At 41.2% G+C, this 20,846-nt stretch carries 27 protein-coding genes; 21 read left to right on the forward strand and 6 right to left on the reverse strand.

Translation table 11 applies throughout. The annotated features are described in order from the left end of the window. The first annotated feature begins 290 nt into the window (after positions 1–290). Positions 291–1,052 carry an SDR family NAD(P)-dependent oxidoreductase gene (locus MAMMFC1_RS14270; RefSeq protein WP_126309142.1) on the forward strand — a complete coding sequence of 254 codons (762 nt, stop codon included), beginning with the start codon at positions 291–293 and terminating at the stop codon, positions 1,050–1,052. Between the two features lie 198 nt (positions 1,053–1,250). On the opposite strand, the gene MAMMFC1_RS14280 is transcribed toward MAMMFC1_RS14270, so the two are convergent. Continuing rightward, positions 1,251–1,787, reverse strand: coding sequence for a DUF4405 domain-containing protein (locus MAMMFC1_RS14280; protein ID WP_331852784.1), 537 nt, complete (start codon positions 1,785–1,787; stop codon positions 1,251–1,253). 118 nt (positions 1,788–1,905) lie between these two features. Here MAMMFC1_RS14280 and MAMMFC1_RS14285 point away from each other — a divergent pair, with 118 nt between their 5' ends. Then, the gene (locus MAMMFC1_RS14285) at positions 1,906–2,730 is read left to right on the forward strand and encodes a hypothetical protein (protein WP_126309144.1); all 825 of its coding nucleotides are present in this window, start codon (positions 1,906–1,908) and stop codon (positions 2,728–2,730) included. 365 nt (positions 2,731–3,095) lie between these two features. On the opposite strand, the gene MAMMFC1_RS14290 is transcribed toward MAMMFC1_RS14285, so the two are convergent. Then, complete coding sequence (locus MAMMFC1_RS14290) at positions 3,096–4,022, reverse strand: C40 family peptidase (protein WP_126309145.1); 927 nt, start codon at positions 4,020–4,022, stop codon at positions 3,096–3,098. A 772-nt stretch (positions 4,023–4,794) separates the two neighbouring features. Here MAMMFC1_RS14290 and MAMMFC1_RS14300 point away from each other — a divergent pair. The 4 genes from MAMMFC1_RS14300 to MAMMFC1_RS14310 all read left to right on the forward strand — a co-directional run bounded on the left by MAMMFC1_RS14300 (position 4,795) and on the right by MAMMFC1_RS14310 (position 6,961). Beyond that, positions 4,795–4,959, forward strand: coding sequence for a DUF255 domain-containing protein (locus MAMMFC1_RS14300; protein ID WP_324332201.1), 165 nt, complete (start codon positions 4,795–4,797; stop codon positions 4,957–4,959). A gap of 145 nt (positions 4,960–5,104) precedes the next feature. Then, positions 5,105–5,530, forward strand: coding sequence for a TetR/AcrR family transcriptional regulator (locus tag MAMMFC1_RS14305; protein WP_232035466.1), 426 nt, complete (start codon positions 5,105–5,107; stop codon positions 5,528–5,530). Between the two features lie 11 nt (positions 5,531–5,541). Then, positions 5,542–5,676, forward strand: coding sequence for a hypothetical protein (locus MAMMFC1_RS22950; protein ID WP_408631211.1), 135 nt, complete (start codon positions 5,542–5,544; stop codon positions 5,674–5,676). Positions 5,677–5,842: 166 nt separating this feature from the next. Further along, positions 5,843–6,961 (forward strand): aldo/keto reductase, encoded by a 1,119-nt coding sequence (locus MAMMFC1_RS14310; RefSeq protein WP_126309146.1) that lies wholly within the window; start codon positions 5,843–5,845, stop codon positions 6,959–6,961. 212 nt (positions 6,962–7,173) lie between these two features. Here MAMMFC1_RS14310 and MAMMFC1_RS14315 read toward each other — a convergent pair whose 3' ends face one another. After that, positions 7,174–7,383 carry a hypothetical protein gene (locus MAMMFC1_RS14315; protein ID WP_126309147.1) on the reverse strand — a complete coding sequence of 70 codons (210 nt, stop codon included), beginning with the start codon at positions 7,381–7,383 and terminating at the stop codon, positions 7,174–7,176. 346 nt (positions 7,384–7,729) lie between these two features. Next, complete coding sequence (locus MAMMFC1_RS14320) at positions 7,730–8,056, reverse strand: helix-turn-helix domain-containing protein (RefSeq protein ID WP_126309148.1); 327 nt, start codon at positions 8,054–8,056, stop codon at positions 7,730–7,732. Between the two features lie 160 nt (positions 8,057–8,216). Between MAMMFC1_RS14320 and MAMMFC1_RS14325 the strand changes: the two genes are divergently transcribed. From MAMMFC1_RS14325 to MAMMFC1_RS14340, 4 genes are all read left to right on the forward strand, one after another. Continuing rightward, positions 8,217–8,870 (forward strand): GGDEF domain-containing protein, encoded by a 654-nt coding sequence (locus MAMMFC1_RS14325; RefSeq protein WP_126309149.1) that lies wholly within the window; start codon positions 8,217–8,219, stop codon positions 8,868–8,870. 325 nt (positions 8,871–9,195) lie between these two features. Next, a complete protein-coding gene (locus tag MAMMFC1_RS14330; protein ID WP_126309150.1) occupies positions 9,196–9,507 on the forward strand; it encodes an ArsR/SmtB family transcription factor in 312 nt (103 codons plus the stop codon). A 139-nt stretch (positions 9,508–9,646) separates the two neighbouring features. Then, the gene (locus MAMMFC1_RS14335) at positions 9,647–10,318 is read left to right on the forward strand and encodes a flavodoxin family protein (protein ID WP_126309151.1); all 672 of its coding nucleotides are present in this window, start codon (positions 9,647–9,649) and stop codon (positions 10,316–10,318) included. 249 nt (positions 10,319–10,567) lie between these two features. Continuing rightward, positions 10,568–11,026: a GrpB family protein gene (locus tag MAMMFC1_RS14340; RefSeq protein ID WP_197723822.1), complete on the forward strand. Its 459-nt coding sequence runs from the start codon at positions 10,568–10,570 to the stop codon at positions 11,024–11,026. Between the two features lie 24 nt (positions 11,027–11,050). Here the strand turns inward: MAMMFC1_RS14340 and MAMMFC1_RS21545 are convergent, their stop codons facing one another. Beyond that, on the reverse strand, positions 11,051–11,194 hold the full coding sequence (locus MAMMFC1_RS21545) for a hypothetical protein (protein ID WP_158618781.1): 144 nt from the start codon (positions 11,192–11,194) through the stop codon (positions 11,051–11,053). A gap of 61 nt (positions 11,195–11,255) precedes the next feature. On the opposite strand from MAMMFC1_RS21545, the gene MAMMFC1_RS14345 reads away from it, so the two are divergent. Then, the gene (locus MAMMFC1_RS14345) at positions 11,256–12,815 is read left to right on the forward strand and encodes an ASKHA domain-containing protein (RefSeq protein WP_126309152.1); all 1,560 of its coding nucleotides are present in this window, start codon (positions 11,256–11,258) and stop codon (positions 12,813–12,815) included. 467 nt (positions 12,816–13,282) lie between these two features. On the opposite strand, the gene MAMMFC1_RS14350 is transcribed toward MAMMFC1_RS14345, so the two are convergent. Continuing rightward, a complete protein-coding gene (locus MAMMFC1_RS14350) occupies positions 13,283–13,963 on the reverse strand; it encodes an ExeA family protein (RefSeq protein ID WP_197724010.1) in 681 nt (226 codons plus the stop codon). A 149-nt stretch (positions 13,964–14,112) separates the two neighbouring features. Between MAMMFC1_RS14350 and MAMMFC1_RS14355 the strand changes: the two genes are divergently transcribed. From MAMMFC1_RS14355 to MAMMFC1_RS14405, 10 genes are all read left to right on the forward strand, one after another. Further along, positions 14,113–14,304 carry a DUF255 domain-containing protein gene (locus tag MAMMFC1_RS14355; protein ID WP_197723823.1) on the forward strand — a complete coding sequence of 64 codons (192 nt, stop codon included), beginning with the start codon at positions 14,113–14,115 and terminating at the stop codon, positions 14,302–14,304. Between the two features lie 54 nt (positions 14,305–14,358). Next, positions 14,359–15,189: a ParA family protein gene (locus MAMMFC1_RS14360; protein ID WP_126309153.1), complete on the forward strand. Its 831-nt coding sequence runs from the start codon at positions 14,359–14,361 to the stop codon at positions 15,187–15,189. Continuing rightward, on the forward strand, positions 15,189–16,349 hold the full coding sequence (locus tag MAMMFC1_RS14365) for a ParB/RepB/Spo0J family partition protein (protein WP_126309154.1): 1,161 nt from the start codon (positions 15,189–15,191) through the stop codon (positions 16,347–16,349). The genes MAMMFC1_RS14360 and MAMMFC1_RS14365 overlap by 1 nt, the downstream gene beginning before the upstream one ends. A gap of 198 nt (positions 16,350–16,547) precedes the next feature. Next, on the forward strand, positions 16,548–16,931 hold the full coding sequence (locus tag MAMMFC1_RS14370) for a hypothetical protein (protein ID WP_126309155.1): 384 nt from the start codon (positions 16,548–16,550) through the stop codon (positions 16,929–16,931). Between the two features lie 12 nt (positions 16,932–16,943). Further along, on the forward strand, positions 16,944–17,219 hold the full coding sequence (locus MAMMFC1_RS14375) for a helix-turn-helix domain-containing protein (protein WP_126309156.1): 276 nt from the start codon (positions 16,944–16,946) through the stop codon (positions 17,217–17,219). Further along, complete coding sequence (locus MAMMFC1_RS14380) at positions 17,216–17,659, forward strand: helix-turn-helix domain-containing protein (RefSeq protein WP_126309157.1); 444 nt, start codon at positions 17,216–17,218, stop codon at positions 17,657–17,659. The genes MAMMFC1_RS14375 and MAMMFC1_RS14380 overlap by 4 nt, the downstream gene beginning before the upstream one ends. A gap of 106 nt (positions 17,660–17,765) precedes the next feature. Beyond that, positions 17,766–17,969, forward strand: a complete 204-nt coding sequence (locus tag MAMMFC1_RS14390; RefSeq protein WP_126309158.1) for a hypothetical protein — start codon at positions 17,766–17,768, stop codon at positions 17,967–17,969. Then, positions 17,970–18,836, forward strand: a complete 867-nt coding sequence (locus tag MAMMFC1_RS14395; protein WP_126309159.1) for a hypothetical protein — start codon at positions 17,970–17,972, stop codon at positions 18,834–18,836. It begins immediately after the preceding gene. Positions 18,837–19,087: 251 nt separating this feature from the next. Continuing rightward, positions 19,088–19,282: an IS3 family transposase gene (locus MAMMFC1_RS22955; RefSeq protein WP_408631212.1), complete on the forward strand. Its 195-nt coding sequence runs from the start codon at positions 19,088–19,090 to the stop codon at positions 19,280–19,282. Positions 19,283–19,868: 586 nt separating this feature from the next. Beyond that, positions 19,869–20,798: an HNH endonuclease gene (locus MAMMFC1_RS14405; RefSeq protein ID WP_126310626.1), complete on the forward strand. Its 930-nt coding sequence runs from the start codon at positions 19,869–19,871 to the stop codon at positions 20,796–20,798. The last annotated feature ends 48 nt before the right edge of the window (positions 20,799–20,846 follow it).

Raw genomic sequence — 20,846 nt, forward strand, 5'->3', positions numbered from 1 at the left:
GGCGCAGAATGGGATTTTGACGGTTCGGGACATTTTTGTCGACCAAAGTAATTTTTGTTGCATTAAAGGCAGACAGTTTCAGAAGAGTACCCATCCAGGCATCGCATAGCTGTACAAAACCGCGAAAATATTTCATGATATTTCGTATTGCTTCACAAAGAGACGGTGAGTTCATGACGCAAAGTTTTAGCATAACAATCAATGGTGATACTGCTAAGTCTAAGCGCTCAACTTCAGATACTATAGGGAATTGCAATGAATAAGATCATAAGCAAGAAAAGGGGGTTTTTATGGGTATTTTAGAGGGAAGAACAGCGCTTGTGGTAGGAGCCAGTTCCGGTGTAGGGTATGGCTGCGCGTTACGTTTTGCCGAAGAAGGTGCCAATGTCCTGGCTTGTGCAAGACGGTTAGACAGATTAGGGCAATTGGCCAGGGAAGCAGAAGGTATGTCCGGTAAAATCATGCCAACGACCTGCGATATTGCAAAAGAGGAAGACCTGGACAAAGTTGTGGCAGAAACCATCAAAGAATTTGGAAAAATAGAAATTCTGGCCTGCATTGCTCAAGGAGGGTTGGAGCATCCTACCCATCTTCTGGAGACAAAACCGGAACTGGCCCTTGAAAGCTATGTAACCGGTCCCCTTTATACAATGCTCTTAATGCAAAAGTGCTTTTCTTACATGAAGGAACGTCATTATGGACGTATTATCACCTGCGCCTCGGGCTCTGCCGTCTCAGGCACACCCGGTTTTGCCGGCTATGCCATGGCTAAGGGCGCTATCATGTCACTTACCCGTTTTGCCGCCAAGGAATGGGGGCAATTTGGCATCACTACCAATTGCTTTTTGCCGGTAATTAAATCGGAAGGTTTTGCTCAAAGCCTCCAAGGCCAGGAAGCTGAGGCAATGGTAAAAAAGATAAGCCCAGTGGGCTATTTTGGTGATGCCTATAAGGATTGCGGCCCTATTGTTGCTTTTATGGCCAGCGAAGGCTCTCATTACATGAACGGGCAGATGATTGGCATCTGCGGTGGCATCCAAATTATTGCTTAACACAGTGTTACTGTTGGAGGAAAATAAAAAAAGACCAAGGTTAAATACCTTGATCCATATAATATCTCGGGTTTCCGGAGAGAGTACTACCAGGGATTATAGGGAGGAAGAACTGCAATTGGGTCGAATTTATCAAATGCATGCGAGATGCAGGGCTTTCGATTGAAGCCTTGACTGAGTATATCTTGCTACGTATGATCAAATCTTTCTTACAGAGCTTCGCTGCATCAGCTTTACCGTATAATAAGTCACGCAGACACAGAGCCCCATGATGGCCAGGTAATCAACAAAAAAGATCACAAGGGATTGGTCATAGTTCCAGAAATCAAAGGTATAATATAGAATCAGCTTGGCTCCTATTTCTCTGCTAAAGAAAGCATATACTTCATATATCGCAAGCAATACCGCCATAATTTGCAGCGTAAAGGTCCGGTTGCGGCTCGCCGAAGTAATTTTCGCCATCTTTCGCACCGCATCTATAATGAAACCCCAGTGCATTCCAAGATGCACTGACGTGAGGATAAAGCCCCAATATACGGACAGCATATGCAGCTTACGAGCGGATAAGCCGCCGTTGAGGTCCATAAAGGCAAACACAGTGCGGGAAAGCGTTACGCCGTTTATTAGCAGTGCCAGCATCGTGATAAGAAGGAGTAGATTGACTGCGCTATGAAAAATATGAAATGTATTGTATATTGTACCTTCCTTGCAGCAGCGTCTTATACCATCCCCAATTCAAAATATTGCGGATGATAAATAGTACAAACAAGGTAACGCCCAATAGCTCATGAATTGTGGTCCCGGTTAGGCGGAAACAGAGATAAAGTAAGGGGCGGCAGGTATCAATAAGTAGATGCAAACATTGTTGAATGTATTGATTATGAGTATAACAGAGATGATTTATTTATTAGGAATATTAATAGCAGTAGGTTTTTTACTGGGTTGGATTGAATCTGTTTCAAACCGATGGGCATATCAAGCCTTCGGTAAACCGGGTATAATGTTAACCGCATGTATAGGAACACCAGTGCATGAAGTCGGCCATGCCCTGATGTGTTTAATATTTGGGCATAAGATTATCTCGATAAAACTCTTTGATATCAATCCAAAGAATTCAACCCTGGGATATGTAAAGCATAGTTATAATAAGCATAATCTATATCAAGTAATTGGAAATTTTTTTATAAGCCTGGGGCCGATATTTAGTGGAACAGCAGCTATATTATTTTTTATGTGTATACTGGAGCCTGATACCTTCCAAGCATTGCGGCAGCACATAATATCAGCACCTGTAAATAGTAATGATCTGGTAAACTTTATAAAATGGTCGGGTCGCTCCATAATGATAGTGTATAGAGGAATATTTAACAGCGGAAGCATTGGTTCTCCAAGTTTTTGGATATTTTTATGGTTGGCAATATGTACAGCATCACATATTGCATTAAGCAGGGAAGATATAAAGAGTGCTATATCGGGGCTGGCAGTTACTTTATTTGTGGTTGTCCTATTTAATTTCGGTGCAGTATTATGTGGATTTGGGACATTAAAATATGTGTTGATAGTTGCCAAGTATAATATATATCTGGTATCTGTATTATCTGTAGCGGTAACATTTTCCCTGGTAACAGCCTTAATAATGGGAATACTTTACAAGATTAGGAGATTAATTACGGGTTGATTCATTAAAATATTATTTCATCGATTTACATATAGCACAGAAAGCCGAACATGTCTTACTCATAATCTACCTAGTTAGTAGACTTATGGGTAGTTTCTCTCTTAAATTTATCATAGCGATAAAATAAAGACAATTTAAAGCTAGTACTCTGCGTCACTTAAATCATTAGATAAGGTTGCAAGGATTTTTTTGTCCTGCGAGGCGGAGGAGCCGCGCATATCGGACATATGTAAGGAGACGACAACGAAGCAGGACGAAAAAAGACTGCAAGATTATCCATGTATTTAGGTGACGCAGAGTACTAGAGTCTCTAATTGGGATAACTAACCTGTCCCCTTTTCCCTTCAGTTAATCGTGATAACGTTTCAGCAGTAGACATAACGCCTGCCGCCCCAGTATTCTTCGTGGTAGTGACCAATATCAAAGCGACTCTCTTGTATTGCGGATCTACTTTGTGGAGCATGAATCATTATGCCGTTTCCCACACACATGCCTACATGGTGAATGTTGCCTTTGCCTCCTTCACTCGCAAAAAAAACGAGATCACCGGGCAGAAGATTATTTTCCTCAATCGGAATACCTTCTTGTGATTGCTGTTTAGAGTTGCGGTAAAGGGATATGCCTTGGGACTGATATAGGCGAAAGGTATACCCAGAGCAATCAAACCCATAACAGGAAGTGCCGCCCCATAAATAGCGCAGCCCTAAAAATTGCCTGGCTTGTGCCACAATACATTCTCTAGAAAAGAAAAGCTCAGAGACTTTTTTTGTTTCTAATCGAGAGACATGACCTGTGCCGCCGTCTGGTAGGCGAACTTTAAAAACAGATTTCTCTTCTAAAAGGATGGGCAGTCGGACTTGGAAACTGAGTTCGTTAATGGGCTGGGTCCAACAGGTTGTATCCCAAAATAACGCTGCCTTTGGTATAGATACTACAGCCTGCGGTAAACAGGATTGCTCTACGAGATAATCACTATTATAGCTGATTTGGTTTTCCGGCACCCAGCCGGCTTGACCCCATTTGTTATCTTTGGTGCGTTGGGCCATTGCGGCTACTTGCAGCCAGTTGTTTTGTCCATCTAGTATTGTGACTCTTTCGCCGTATATTGCCATGGTATTTACTTTATTAACTAGCCACAGTCTTTGTTGTACATCCAAGCTTTGTGACCATGACGTAGGATTGACAGCCGCAGCTAAGCTGATCTTTCGATATTGAGCATCTGGATTAGACCAAAAGATAGCCAACGGTACATTGATGGCACCAGAGACCATCTGCCTTGCATGTTGTTCCATCTTGTCACTTTCCTTTGATATTGTATTGAATTAGTCTATAGGACCGCATACGAATCTTCCTATTTAATTCGCATTTATATAGACTATATTACATAATATGCATACTCTTCGTGAAAGGACATTCGAGGCTTCGTAGAGTATTTAACTAGAAATTTGCTGCACCATATGCATATTACCATATAGAAATGTCGTCAAAAAAACTTCTAAACTTCTAAAATAATAGAGCAAATGGCGGCTGGTGTAGAGCAACACGGATAATGTTGCCGCAACCTCAAATGAGGCGGCAAATGCGGCTAAGGAAGGAAGCCAGCCAGGCTATTGAGACGGCTAATAGACAGATGAAAAACATTGAAAAAACTATGGAGAATTCTGTATATGTAGTGAGCCAATTTGGAACGGTTTTCATATTTATGCGGTAGACGCAAGTACTATACAAATCCCGGACTCTATAGAAAATGTTGAAAGCTTTGGAGGAAACCCCAATAAAACAGGAAAATTGTCACCACTTGCTTCTGTTGCTGTCCTCTATGATGTTATATGACATACTGGTAGATGGTCAGCTTTGATTTTAGATAGCTGATTTATTATAAGCATACCCTTGACTTACCACAACATACCAATTAAAATAACATCTAATTAATAATTACTATCCGCTATTTGATGTATGTAAAATCAATCGCAAGCAAATTCTAAATGGTAGCTATGAAAACGAGGTGAAGCGAATGTCTGAGAAGCACGTTAACTACCTGGCGAATGAGAAGAGTCTGTACTTATTACAGCACGCGCAAATTCGATAGATTGGTATCCGTGGGGCGAAGAAGCGTTTGCTAAAGCGAGAGAAGAAGATAAGCCGATATTTTTTAGTTGTGGCTATAGTACATGCCAGTGGTGCCATGTACACATTAGAGTAAAAGTTTTTATCTGCACAATAGCATAAGAATGGTACCAGACTGAATTAAACATTATTAAGAGAAAAAAGTTGTGTAAGGAGATTGACGAATTTATTTTTTTGTAGTAAATTTAATTCAAAATAGGAATGAATATTCATTCGATAATTGCTAACTTTTATGTCGGAGGCTATTATGCAGGATAAACCACAGGATAAAAAATCAGCTGCGCTTCGGGCAACTCTTGCGCTTATATCCGAGCAAGGATTTCAGGGTACTCCTATGTCACAAATTGCTCAGAGAGCCAATATCGGAGTAGGTACAATTTACCGCTATTTTTCTAGTAAAGAAGATTTGATAAATGCACTGTATATTGATGTCAAAGCTCGTCTAGTCCAGTATACCCTACGAAATTACGTAGAGGGTATGCCTGCTCGTGAGAGCTTTTTATTGATATTGCGTAATATTGTTGATTACTTTATTGAAAAACCGGTAGAATTACTTTTTATGGAGCAATATGCAAACTCTCCGCTTATCACCACTGCCACCCATGAGGAAGGCTTGCGAATGTTTGAACCAGTCAATAACTTATTAAGCGCGCCAGAGAAGAACAACTGCTAAAAGAACTGCCGATGGAAATATTGAATACGCTTGCTTTTGGAGCGATGATATCTCTCGCTAAACTTTGTTTGTCTGGTGAGGTTAAATTTGATAGTACTATTCTCAATGCGGGATTGGATGCTATATGGGATGCAATCAAACGGTAAATCCCGTATCTCTTTTTTTAAAGCACAGGAATGAATATTCATTTCTGTGCTTTAGCAGAACCTAGAAGTATAAACATAAAAAGATTAGAACAGCAATGGCGGATTTACAGAAAGTGCTAGATATGAAACTCAAAAAATTAAAATAAAAGAAAAAATGGAGGTAAGTATGGCATATTTAGGTGAAAACATTCTAAAACTTGGTTTTGGGTTTATGCGGCTTCCGATGATCGGTAAAGAAATTGATATTGAACAGACAAAGGAAATGGTCGATCTATTTATGTCCAAAGGATTCAGCTATTTTGATTCCTCCTGGTATTATAACGACGGAAAATCCGAAGAGGCGATGAAAACCGCAATCGTTGACCGCTACCCACGCGAGAGCTTTCAAATCGCGACAAAGTGCCCTGTATTTATTGTGAAAACTGAAGAAGAAGCCAAGGACATGATCTGGACTTCGCTGAAGCGCACCGGAGCGGGTTATATAGATTATTACCTGCTTCATAACTTGGGCGAAAGCCGTACGAAAAGTTTTGATGACTTTGGTATGTGGGATTATGCCCGGGAGCTGAAAGAGAAAGGGATTGTACGACATATAGGCTTTTCGATTCATGACAAGGCGGATGCGATAGACAAAATCCTCACCGAGCACCCGGAGATGGAATTTGTACAGTTTCAACTGAACTATGCCGATTGGGAAAGCTATTCAATCGAGGCGCGCAAATGCTACGAGGTGGCATTGAAGCACAACAAGCCCATCATCGTTATGGAGCCGCTCAAGGGAGGCGCTCTGGCAAACCCGGTTGACAGTGTCAAAAAAATATTCGAAGAAGCCAATCCTAAAATGTCTGTTGCCTCTTGGGGAATCCGCTATGCGGCTTCTTTAGACAATATCGTCACCGTGCTTAGCGGAATGTCGTCAATCGAGCAGGTCAAAGACAATGTTTTATACATGGAACATTTCGAGCCGCTTACTGAGGGTGAGAGAGCCGTTGTTGAGAAGGCGCGGAAAGTGTTCGCCGAGATACCGTGTATTCCCTGTACCTCATGCGAATATTGCGTAAAAGGCTGTTCGCAAAAAATACACATCCCTAATGTCTTTGATGCGTATAACCGTAAATTGGTCTATGACGATTTTTTAAGCGCACAGGGCGCCTATCAGTTTACGGCTATGCAGGGAGGAAAGGCTTCAGACTGTATTGCCTGCGGCAACTGTGAAAAAGTCTGTCCTCAGCATATTAATATTATTGAGAACTTAAAAACGATTGCTGAGGAGCTGGAAAAATAAAAATGGCATGATTGTTGCATCAAGTACATTGAAAGCACAACGGGATGACTTATTTTTTGATGAGTTGTGCTATTTTTATTTGTTTATTTAGGCTAAATGAATGGAGCAGACCGGTGTCATGGGGGTTATTTTTGGCGATTTTCCGCTCTGAGACGCATAGCAGCAACAAAGAGAAGCCTGCAATCATCGCGGTAAGATGATTGCAGGCTTCTTTATTTCCGCCAGCGCAGCAGATAGCCGGTAAAACGCTGGTACATGGTCATTAGTGTCAGCACAACGGCACCGATGACAATAATGCCGGCAACAACCCGGGCATAATCGGCAAAGTCGGAGAAGTACTTTACATACCAGCCCAGACCGCTGGTGGCGCCGCCGCTGACAATATGCGGCATGGCACCCGGCAGGAGAATATGGAGCAGCATGGATTTCTTGCTGACGCCGATACCGTATGGGTGGGTACTGCTCTAAAGATGCGATAAAAGTAGAGTGAGGATAAATAAAAATTGCTTGCTAATTCATCTAACTCAATAGAATCAAAAAGAGTTTCTTCAATATAATCGATGGTGGTATTAACGATTTTCAGGTAATCCAAAGTACCACTTTCCGCCAGATAGTATCACTATTTTATTAGTAATAATTACCAAATTGAAACACGCGGATAGGGATAATGTTTTAAATATAAGTAAAACACTTTCCCTTCCCCGTATATTTTTGTTTCGTAATTCGAATCTACATTATTAATTGCTCAGTATCATCTTAATTCAGAATTTATTTGTACTTAGTAATAAGTTTTGCTATATCAATTATTAGCTGGCGTTGTTCAGGTGGAAAATCTTTAAGAAACTGGGCTATATCAGATTTCAAATAATCTTTTGTAGTGTAGGAAACACCAGTAATAAAATAGCCAGGATCAGTGTCTAGCAGACTCGCTATACGTATTAGCATTTCCAGACTCAGTTTCGTTTTGCCGTTTTCTACCTGGCTTATATAAACGGTGGAAACCTCCAGGTTCTCAGCAAGCTTTTCTTGTGTAAAGTACTTTTGTTTGCGGATTTTTTTTATTCGCTGCCCAATGGCATTGTAATCAATATACATTCAACATCACCTAGCTTAACTATATCAATGGCAAAAAATGTTAACATATAGTTTTTATAAGTTAGAATTAATTAATGGATTAATATTAAGTATAAATTTGTTTTGATATGTGTGTCGAACTCTCTTGTATTTAAGGAAATAGAGGGGGGGGCAACTCTAAGTGTTTTACAATCATGCACGTTTCATACTTACAATGCTTGGAATAGTGACAGGCATGGCTGGGTATTATTTGGAAATATCCTGTCAGGTCGACTATGGAAGGATATTGTGGCTAGGGAGTACCCTAACTTTTGCTATAGGTGGATTTATAATCGGAGGGGTAATCGAACATTTAAGTATCCGTTCCCATACCGATTATTTGACAGGCTTATGGAACCGGAGCTACTTTTATCTAAAGCTGCGTGAGCAAGTAGTACGAATGGCTAAAGGAAAAGGCCAGATGTGTGTCGCCATGATAGATGTGGATGGCTTCAAGAAGGTTAACGATCTGTACGGACATGCTATCGGTGACGTACTACTGTCTGGTATTGCAGCGATATTAAAACAAGACACCCGGAATAAGGATATTGTAATCCGCTGGGGTGGCGATGAATTCGCCGTCATTTTCGCGGAGACCTCTTTAAAAAATGCATTTGAAATCATGGAGAGAATCCGTCATAAGGTAGAGGGAACTTTTTCATCATATCACTTAACAATAAGCACTGGAATTATCTCATTCGAACAGGATAAGGATTTAAAAGACCTTTTGATCAAAGCCGATCAAACCCTGTATAAAGCAAAAGAACTGAAAAATTCGGTTATCGCGAGTAACTGACTCATGAAAATCAGACACCGGGATTTTAAGAAAACAAGAAACTAAGTTATATGATAAAATCCAGGAACTATCAGCAGAGTTTGATTGCAGAATAAAGCGGGAAAAGATACAACGGTTATTATCCGGGAATTGGGGAATGCATTGACAGAGTTTTTATTGTTCAGGCAACAGAAATGAGCCCCAGACGTTAAACTGTTTTTTTAAGAGACAAAAATACAGTGTCTATACTATCTTACATAAGAAAAGGGACAACATTTTAAGGAATTTGAATTATAAAAACACAAGCGAATATTGACATATATAGAAAAATAGATATAATAAAAACATGGAAGCTTTACTAATATTTAAAGTTTTGTCAAATGAAACTCGTCGCCAAATTTTAGAATGGTTGAAAAACCCGGATGAAAATTTTGGTACGCAAACATGCTTACCTGCTGACGCCGATTTTAAGGGAGGCATTTGCGTAGGAAGCATTCAAGCCAAAGCCGGACTGACGCAATCTGTTGTTTCGAGCTATTTATTGATGATGCAAAAGGCTGGGCTTTTGGAGTCTAGGCGGTATGGGCAGTGGACTTATTATCGCCGGAATGAAAAGTGCATTCAAGAGTTCTCAGATTACATCAGAAATGAATTATAAGAAAGTCCCCAAATTTACAAGTTATTTACTTTTTTTGTAAATAAATATCTACATTTTTGGATATTTATATTTAAAGATATGTATGGCTTGCATTATGGCAAATAATCAAATAATCAGTTAATTAGAGGGAGGTATTATCATGAAAAAAACCGTCATAGCTATCAACGGGAGCCCGCGGAAAAGCTGGAATACAGCGAATCTATTGACAAAAGCACTGGAGGGGGCAGCATCACAGGGGGCTGAAACGGAATTGATACATCTTTATGATCTCAATTTCAAAGGCTGCACCAGTTGTTTCGCCTGTAAAAGAAAAGGCGGCAAAAGTTACGGGAAATGTGCAATGAACGATGATTTGACCCCGGTCCTTGAGAAAGTGGAGTCAGTCGATGCCATCATTCTGGGGTCGCCCATCTATCTTGGAGCCGCTACGGGAGAAATGAGATCATTTATGGAGCGGCTTGTATTTCCCTACATCGTATATGATGAAAACTACTCTTCTCTTTTTAAGAGGAAGATACCGGCAGGCTTTATTTATACCATGAATGTCACCGAAAGCATGATGCAGGAATGGGGATACGACCAGCACTTCAAGGTGAGCGAAAGAATGCTTGGGAAGACCTTTGGCTTGGCGGAATCGCTTTGTGTTACTGATACATATCAGTTTGATGATTATTCAAAATATGTTGTCAGTGTCTTCGACCCGGACAAAAAAGCCGCCAGACGGAAGGAAGTTTTCCCGCAGGATTGTGAAAAAGCATATAACATGGGTATGCGATTTGCAAAGGAGACCTTTACAGATTCTGGGAAGTAGGATGGGAATGGGAGGGCGGGACAGGTTTATTGTCCTGCTTTAGCTTGGAAAAGCAATGGACAATGAACCTGTCTTGTGTCCCTTTAAATTAATAGGCTTTTGGGCTAAAAGACGAATTAAGAGGCGATGGCATGAAAGAAATGAGTTTAGAAGAATTGTGGCAGCTTTATCCTATTATTCTTAAAGACCATAACCCAAATTATCAATCGTGGTACGCGGAGGAAAAGCAGCGGCTACTTCACATCTTGCATGACTACGATATTTGTCCGTATCAATCATATAGGAAGCACGTCTGTTGAAGGACTTATTGCGAAACCAACCATTGATATTCTATTGGAATTACCTAAAGACTATGCTGTGAATGACATTGCTCAGCTGTTGCAGAACGATGAGTGGATTCTAATGCAAAAAGATGATAAACAAAGAACGCTTGATCTGGGAAAAGGATATACGCCCAACGGCTTTGCAGAAAAGGTATACCATCTTCATGTGAAACCGTTGGGAGATTGGAACGAACTTTATTTTAGAGACTATCTGCGACAATACCCTAATGTTGCACGGCAATACGAGGCGTTGAAGCTGGGTCTTAAAGAGTACTTCGAACATAACCGTGATGCCTATACCTATGCAAAGTCGGATTTTGTCATGGAACAATCTCAAAAGGCTAAATTGGAATTTGCAGGACGTTATTTGCCACCTGAACACTAATTCGCCTTTCAAGCAGTAGACGCCCTAATCCTGTTCTTTGGAGGAGGTCCGGGCGCGCAGCCCCGCAAAACTTCCGATAACCGCCGCGCCAGTGGAGCCGGTTTTGCCGTAAAGTGAAGCGCACGAAAACGGGGAAGTGGGGACAAGAGGGACACAGGTACGTCCCAAGAAGCCCCCACCTCTTAGGTGGGGGTAGTATGTTACATAATACACATAAAGAGGAAGACTTATGAAGAATGTAATTTGTAAAAAAATATACCTTGAATTGAGAACGCCGGGTAACGGAGATTTTGTGGCCGACATTGACAGAATCCTTCAAGCTTTAAAACCGGAGTATGGAGCGGTTCAGATTTCTATTGAAACCATTAAATTGTCCTATAAGCTGCTGCGGGATTTTGACTGGAAGCTCACAGTTACCTTAGTACAAAAAGGTTTTGCCTGGGAAATTGTAAACCTTGAGAGGGGAAATACTTCAGATAAGAATTTTGCTTATGCAGCTGATCTTGGGAGCACAACGGTTGTCATGCAGCTGATCGATTTGAATACTGGAAATATTTTGTGTGAAGAAAGCGGGGTCAATCATCAAGTCCGTTTTGGTGAGGACATCCTTAGTCGAATCGTTTACGTTAAGGATGATGATGCTCATTTAAGGGAAATCCAGCAATGTACGCTGCTGAATTTTATTGAACTCATGGATAAAATTCAAACTGTGACAGGCATTTCTCCGGACAAATGCGGTACATTCATTATCGGCGGCAATACTACCATGATTCATTTTCTGTTGGGGATTGACCCTTGGTTTATTTTCTATACTCCCTATACACCAGCTTTTAACCGGACCGGTTTCTTTGTTGGCCGTGAAATAGGCTTACCCTTTAATGGATTAGTATACTGTTTTCCTTCTAAAGCTAATTATTTAGGTGGCGATATTATCAGCGGGCTGTTGGCGTCCAAGATGTATGAACAAAGTGAACTAGCTCTCTATATGGATATTGGAACAAACGGCGAGATGCTTTTGGGCAACAATGAATTTCTGATTTCAGCTGCGGGTGCGGCAGGACCTGCCTTGGAAGGCGGTATCAGCAAGCAGGGAATGCGGGCGAAAGCAGGGGCGGTAGATTCGGTGCAAATTGTTCAAAATCAGTTGCAGATTACTACAATAGAGAATGCAAAGCCAGTGGGTATATGCGGTTCAGGGATTGTTGATCTTCTTGCTGGAATGTTGCTGGAAGGCTGGATTGATTACTCGGGTCGGTTTATTCCCGGCAGATCAGAGAGAATCCTTATGCGGGACGGAGAATATGTCATTGTTTACGCATGGGAGTACGAATCAGCCTTAAATGAAGATTTAATATTCAGTCAGGCTGATATTTTAAGATTTATGGATACAAAAGCGGCAGCGAACACCATGGTAGCGTTTTTAGTGGATGCATTGGGTATTACACCGGATAAGATTCAACGGGTATATCTGGCCGGAGCCTTTGGAACCTACATAAATATTGAGTCAGGAATTACCATTGGGTTATATCCCGACCTTCCCAGGGAGCGGTTTGTTCAGATGGGAAACGGCTCTATAAAAGGAGCCTACAAGTTGCTAAAAGATGCAGATCAATTATTGGTTGTAGAAGATCTAATTAGCAGTATAATCTATCTTTCCTTAGCTGAGGCAACGGATTTTCTGAATAAAATGTCAGCGGCCAAATTTTTGCCCCACACGGATTTTTCATTATATCCCACGGTCATTGAAAAGATCAAGAGCCGTAAACACTTGGAAAGTAGTTCCCATTAATCGTCTTTCCATCGATTGGACAATCCCTAACTGGCAACCTATCTTGGAGGTCGGTATGTTGCATTAAAAATCTACCCCTTTTCTTACAAAGAGGTGTTGGATAATGAAAAATCTGGCCAGATGCTTGTATTTAATAGTTTTAAAACTGCTGAAAAAACGATTTGTGGAATACGCTACACCGTTTGACCTGATATGGAGAACCGTATCATTGGTAATGGCGAAATGCATGATATCTCAAAACATCAAATCCATATATCCATAATTAACTATAGTATTTTTGTTAATTACAGGGGGGCTGGGAGGATTCTGAATCACGCTTAAATAGACATTGGTGTTACTGCTGCCTCATAATGTCCAGCAATAGACGGTATTTTTTGACCTAAACTTGACGGAAATCCGGTCCAGCATAACCACCCTCCTTGAAGAGGGGGAGGGAGAATTATGCTAATTCTCCCTGAATCACTGTCTTAACCATATGATCGTCGATAATACGGCGGCCGTTTTGTGCACCATAAAGCAACAATCAGTACATGCTTTATTGATAAGGCGAGCAATGCCGCTGGAAAACCGAAAAATTTCATCAATGGCATTGTCTGAAAAAATCGGATTGCAGCACCTGCGAACGAAAGATGCTGGTTGATATATTCACCGACCTGAGCTCTGTCATAGTAAGATAGTTTGCACTGTAAATCAATACGCTGTCTAATTGCAGCATAGGCTTGCAATTGCAGCCGTTCCCAAAGCTCCATTTGTCCAACCAAGATAAGTGCCATGGGGCTTTGGGCATCCATTCGAAAGTTCAAGAGAAACCTGACTTCTTCTAGCATTTCTTTATCCAATAGATGGACTTCATCCGCGATAACGACCGGTGATAAATGATGGATACCCTGCAAAAGCTCAATTTCCCGGTGAAGTTGTCGTTTCGCATCCCCACGGTAAAACTTGGATTCACAACCGAGTTGCTCCAATAGCCCTTTGTAGAAATGACGAGGTGTCAACTGTGAATCTGCCAAGTACATAACCGAAAACTTCGCTGGATCAAGCAACGCCTTAAAGCGGCGAATCGTCGTTGTTTTTCCTGTGCCGCAGTCACCGGTAACAACTGCAAACCATTGGCGCTGCGCGGCATATTTAATGATCCTTATAATATGGCTGAATTTAGATTTTTATGGATGATGCGAATTTACCGGGGGAAGATTTAGAAATTGTTTTTTTTTTCAATTGTTAAAAATTGTAAGTATTTTGTAACAGATGATAAAGGAATTTTGAAAAAATATATGTTCTCGGGGTGAAGCGAATGTCTGAGAAGCACGTTAACCACCTGGCGAATGAGAAGAGTCCGTATTTATTGCAGCATGTACATAATCCGATAGACTGGTATCCGTGGGGCGAGGAAGCTTTTGCGAAGGCGAGAGAAGAAGACAAACCAATATTTTTTAGTTGTGGCTATAGTACGTGCCACTGGTGTCAAGTTCACAATTGCAAGTAGACGTCTGCTAATAAAAGGGACGTCTATTTTTTTTCGAAAAAGGGGGAAAAAATTGTGGAGCAAAGCACGGGCATGATTATATTCTGCTTCATGAATCTCAAGGGGGGCGTGGGAAAAACGACACTTTCCACACACGTTGCTTGCGCCTTGGCCAAGCTAGGAGTTAAAGTACTTTTCATTGATAATGACAAACAGGGGAATGCCAGCCGCTTTTTTCAAGCGCAGACAGAAAATACTTTAGCCGAAGTTTTAGACAGCAGCATTTCAGCAGCACAGGCAATTCAAAAAACCGCATATAAAAACCTTGATCTTATTTCAGCGGATATGGGACTAGCTGCAGTGAATTTTGACATTATGCTTTTCGATAAGTATAAAAATCGCAATCAAAAGTTTTTACTCAAAGAGGCATTAGAGCCAGTTCGTACACAATATGACTTTTGCATTATCGATAATCCGCCAGATATCAATACCAGTGTCTACAACGCGTTGATGGTCGCTAATGAGGTTATTTTTGTAACGACACCGGATTGCTATGCACGTGATGGCATGAACTTAATGTACGAACAGCTGCAAGCGGCAAAGAATGATCGAATCACGATGGACCAGGGATATAATGAATTGTTGCCGGACCGGCGCCTTCGTTTCCGGGGTTGTGTGCTAAACAAATATACGCCAGATTCCGGCCCAATTTTAGAAACCATCCAGAAGAAAATGCCCACTTTTTCTACCACCATTCGTTTAACCAAGACGGGAGCTAACCGGTTGCGTGAATCAGCCGAGCGTGGGATTTCCGTGCAAACACTTTCACCAACTTGCGGTTTTTCGCGGGATTTTAAACATTTTATGGAAGAGTTGTTCTACACAAAAGAAAGTGAGAACAGCTAATGGCAAAAAGACTGGATATGAATGATTATTTCAATCGGGCATCACAAAACTCGGAGACACTGCCGGAATTGGTACACATGCTGGAAATGTCTGCACTTGTTGTGAATCAACAAAACTTTTACAGTATCGCAGATATAGAGGCGTTGGCGGCGGACATTCTGCGCAACGGGATTCGTCAGCCGCTTGTAGTGGTGATGCAACAGGATGGGGCCACCTATCGTCTGATTTCAGGGCATCGGCGCCTGGTCGCTTTACAGTATCTAAAAGATCAGGGAGAAGCCGTTCCGGAAAAGATCCCTTGCATCATACGCCGTTTTGAAACAGAGGCAGATGAAATCGAAGCAATCATTTCGGCCAATTGCCAACGCGACAAAACCATAGAGGATGAACTCAATGAACTGAAATATTTGCAGCCGATTTTTCGCAGACGGTTTGAGAAAGACAAGCCAGGAGGAAAGTTCCGCGCATATTTTGCTCGCCAGTTGGGATTGTCCGAGTCGACACTGAAAAGAAAGCTGGAGCTATTGAAGCTTTCGCCGGCAATTTTAAACCGTCTCAAAGAAGGAAAACTGCCGTTGTCGGCAGCGTATGAATTAACCGGCCTATCGCCGGAAGAGCAAGAAGAGGCGGAACAGGCCTTGCCGGAAGACGGGAGTGTGCAGGCGGCCATTGAGGTGAAAACGGAAATCCGGTCGCAGAAGCCTGCGGCGGTGGTCCGGGAAGAAGATGCTGGTGAGAAGGAGCTTACTGTAGAAGGGGAAACGGTAGGAACTCCTGACAGCAAGAAAAGCAGAAAAAAGCCTTCACCAAAAGCAGAGAGTTCTTCCCAAGAGGAACTCGGCGGCGTATCCCCCATCCATGCGAATCAACCCCTGCCGAACGATCTTCCTGAACAATTTGCGGCGGCCGTTTACGAAGAAGATGAAGTAGAGGGTATGGCAAAAGAACAAATCGAAACAGCTGAATTTTGCAGCCTGTCCGTACAAATTCAAAGAAAGAGCATCCTGTGGGTAGCGGATTTTTGCCGCAATCAGATGCGGCAGACAGCCGAGCGTTTGGTAGAAGAAAAAGATACCTCGAAACAAACCGTGGGCAGAATCGCTGTATGGAAGGAGTTACTTTCCCATCTGGACAGTTTGGAAAAGAACATAGCGGGATAAAGTTCTATTTACTAGCGGCAGAGATTCTGCCGCTTTTTTTATGCTGCTAAAGGAGAGATCAGACGTTACCTTTGCTAAATTCTCTTACGAATATTTTAGCATCAGGGGATTCAAATCCGGGTAGTAAAAAATAAAATAAGCTTTGTAAACAATGGCGGATTATTGCCTACAAAACTTATTATACGAGGAGGGAATTCCATGGAAAAAACAAGCCGGGAAGAATTAGAAATTGTCATTGCCGCGCTGCAAGAGAAAATTATGGTCCTGGAAACGGAGTTAAACGAGCGCGGCGTATTGAATGTCGAGCAAATTATTGAGCCGAAGGATTATCAGGAAATAAAAGCCCATGCCGGGAAACTGGAGAAAGACGTCGAGGCCCTGCGATATATCCTGTCCTTTTCCGGTGTCCAGTCGTTGGACATGCTGGCCGCAGAGTTTCTTGCGATTTTACAAACGCGGCTAAAACAAATCGCGGTGGAATTTGAGAACTTTCCAGCAGGTCTGGAAGAACGGAATATATTGAAAAAAATTATTCACAGCCTGCACAGCGGCGCGCGCCAACTTGATGAACTGCTCAAGTAGGAGGTGCTTAGCATGACATTAGCGGAAAAAATTCGCGGTTTGCGGGTAAAAAACGGTTACAGCATTTCCAAGCTTTCCCGGCACGTAGGCGTCGACCGGACAAGCATTTACCGATGGGAAGAAGGAATGACGACGCCAACCCTGGCCAGCCTCACGCTGCTTGCGCAATTTTATGGGATCGACGTTAAGAAGCTCCTAGAAGATGATGAGCTTATTGATTTACGGCTGCTGGTTAAAAATCTCGAAGAACGTGTAGAAAAACTGGAGCGGAAAGGGGAGGGGCCATGAGCATCATTCGAGTAGAAAAACAACAGAAATACACCTGTGTAAGCAATGTTCCCTTGCGGGATGCCCGCCTGTCCCTAAAAGCGCGTGGCCTTATTACCTACTGCTTGAGTCTGCCGGATAACTGGACGTACAGCGTTAGCGGGCTAGTGAAAGTGATTGGCACCGAAGGAAAAAGCTCTATTCAGTCGGCGCTGCACGAATTAGAAGCTTGCGGTTATCTTATTCGTAGGCGCTTGCACGATAATAGCGGCAAATTTACCGGTACGGAATATGTTCTTTACGAAGAGCCGCAAATACAGGCAGAACAGCCATTTACCGAAAATCGGTCAATGGCTGTTTCGGAGGAAAAGGAACCATTTACCGATTTTCCGTCAACGGTAAACCCGCCGACGGCTAAACCGTCAACGGAAAATCAGCCACTACAAAATACGTATTCTTGACTTACCTCCGTGTACAAATTGTGGGGCTAATCGACTAAGTGAAAATCAAAAATTTTGTCATGCATGTGGCAAGGAGCTAGTTTCAAAATCTTCTTTTGAAAAGTGTATGCAGCTTACCATTGATGAATTGCCTTTAACCAAATGGCAAAAAGAAAAAATAAAAAGAGAAACATCCTTAAAAACTGTCAAAGATTTTATTTCTAGGATTGATATCGGAGACGAATTAATAAAGCCTTTTGGGTTTGGGAAAAAAAGGGCAGAAAAAATTAGTAATACGATCAATAAATTTATAGAGGAGTTTTTGGCATAAATGGCAAAATTTAATTATTCAGTTAGTGCTTATACTCCCGTAAGTAATTTTACAACAACTGGGCTCTTTGATGATGCTTATGAGCATTCTAGCAGGTCAGCGATCGATGAATTTATTGATAAGAGAACATCTTTATTTGCGTTGTTAAGCCCATATGGCCAAGCTATAGGGACTGCTCCATATGAATTGACGAACATGATTTTACTTGGGTGTGTTTCTGCGGTAGAAAGTTATATTAGGAAAATAGTGAGAAGTATAATTAATACTGATAGTTTTTCTCGTAAAAAGTGTGAATCGCAAACGCTTACGTATGGTGCAGCCATTTCACATCAAGATAAAGAGATGCTACCCGAAGCATTATTAGAAGGATACTCATTTGCTAATGGAAAGAATATTAAAGATACAATAAAAGCATTCTTGGATATTCAATGTGATCAAAATGCAGCCTTAAAGACAACGCTTTCCGAATTCTCCATGGTTTGCCAATTACGACATTGTATAGTTCATCGTTTTGGATTTTTGGGTTCGAATAATGCAATAACTTTAGGATTGGCAACACATAAGAATTATTTGGAGAAACCCCTAAAAATTAACTTTGATCATTTAAATGAAATGGTGCAAGTATGCGAAAATACCGTAAAGCTTCTCAATAATTTTCTTTTTTGCGAAATTCTAGAGAGAACGTTTGGTCAATGTACTGAAAGATGGCATTTTGACTATAGAAGAGATAAAAGAGCTTTTATGAAATACTTTAATCTGTTTAAAGACTCGTCACAAAATAGTAATGAAAGAGACATTTATAGAAATTTTATTATATGTATGAAAAATAGTTATGGAGAGGGATTTCAAGATAGACGCTCTGGCTAGATATTATACGGAAGAGAAGATTGATCTTAACCAGATTTGATGGACATGGAGAATACCCCGTATAATAGAAGAAAACGGAGGTATTCAAAATGAGCCAATCAAAGTATGACCGGGGATTCAAGAGCGGGTTGTTCAAAGAATTGTACGAGGCGAAACAACAACTACCGAGATGGCCCAAGAACTAGAACTACACTAAAATAAAAAAGTTCGACTTTATTTACGAACATCGCTCCAAATTTCGGATTGCGAAGATGTGCCATGCATTGCAAGTATCAAGGAGCGGTTATTATGCTTTTATAAAAAGGCCTCTTAGTTCTCAGCGTAGGCGTAGAAAAGAATTATTAGCAGCCATCAAAGAGGTATTTTATAAAAATCACCGGATTTATGGTGCGCCACGTGTTGCGGCCGACTTCCACAAGGCCGGAGAGTCAGCGTCAATACAGTAGCAAAAATTATGTGTGAGAATGGGTTGTGCTCAAAAACAACGAAAAAATATAAAGCTACCACGAACTCCAAGCATTCCCTGCCAGTAGCAGACAATGTTTTGAATCGAGATTTAATGCTACCCATCGTAATTAAAAGTGGGTGTCTGATATTACTTACATCAAAACAGACGAAGGTTGGCTCTACCTGGCAATTTGTCTGGGCTGAATCGAAAAGATATTGATAAAGCATTTAAAGAATTGAAAGAAGAAAATGCTATCATTTCGCCTGTACGTTGTAAATGGAAACTGGTGAAATGATAACTAGTTTTTCGGTAGTTCTCTGTTGTGATAGATGCTATTAAGGGTGTTCGCCTAGACTTCGGTTTAGGCGATTTTTTTGTTGTGAGGTGGTGCATTTTTAGAAGTTATAAAGGATTTTTTTGAAAATCGTGGAAGATTATAAAAATTGATGCCTGCAATGTCTGTGCGAAAGAGTTTTTCGAAAATTGATGAATTATATTTAGTAGAAAGTCTAAAATCAACATTCTTCACAATTAAATCGGTTATTTAGAAGTGCTACAGGTAGGATGTGATGATGCTTATGGCTATGCAGATGTATGTTGGTATTACAGATTTCGATTGGTTTAAGATTTTGAAGCAAGCAAACTGCGACGAAGTTAATTTTTGGAAACCAGGTGGTCGGACTAATTTTAAGGCATTGAATGAAGGGAATATGTTCTTATTTAAATTACACAGTCCGCAGGATTATATTGTTGGCGGAGGTTTTTTCTTAAAGTTTTCCATTCTACCCGCTTCATTAGCTTGGGAGGCATTCGGCATTGCAAATGGTGCAAAAAATTTGTCAGAACTCAAAGACCGAGTATACAAGTACAAAAAAACAAACCGATTATCTGACCCTGATCCGCAAATCGGCTGCATCATCCTTTCCATGCCCTTTTACTTGGAAGAAAGAGACTGGATTCCCGCTCCGAAAGACTGGAATCGCAATATCGTTCAAGGAAAAACATACGACGATTCTGAAATTTACGGATTAGCACTATTTGAACAGATTCAAGAGAAACTAAGAAATCGAGAATTCGTACCATTAGTTGTAAAAGAGGATGAATTAGAAAATCGCTACGGCAAAGGGCAGCTAATAAAACCAAGAATCGGCCAAGGAGCTTTTAAAGTATTAATTACAGATGCATATCAAAGAAGATGTGCGATTACTGGCGAAAAAACACTGCCTGTTCTTGAGGCGGCTCATATAAAACCATATAGTCTTGAGGGGCCGCATGCAATCAACAATGGATTGCTTCTAAGGCGGGATTTTCATACCTTGTTCGATCGAGGCTATATAACCGTTGATAAATCACTAACAGTAGAAGTTAGTCATCGAATTAAAGAAGATTTTGGTAATGGTAAAGAGTACTATGCCCATCATGGTCGTAAACTGATTATTCTTCCGGAGCGGAGAGATCAACTGCCAAGCCCACATTATTTGGAGTGGCATAATAAGAATGTCTATCTCGGGTGAACAACTGGTCATTTCAAACCGTTGGTGACTACTGTGCTTAGTCAACCG

Source organism: Methylomusa anaerophila (genome assembly GCF_003966895.1).
In the GTDB taxonomy this organism is placed as follows: domain Bacteria; phylum Bacillota; class Negativicutes; order Sporomusales; family Sporomusaceae; genus Methylomusa; species Methylomusa anaerophila.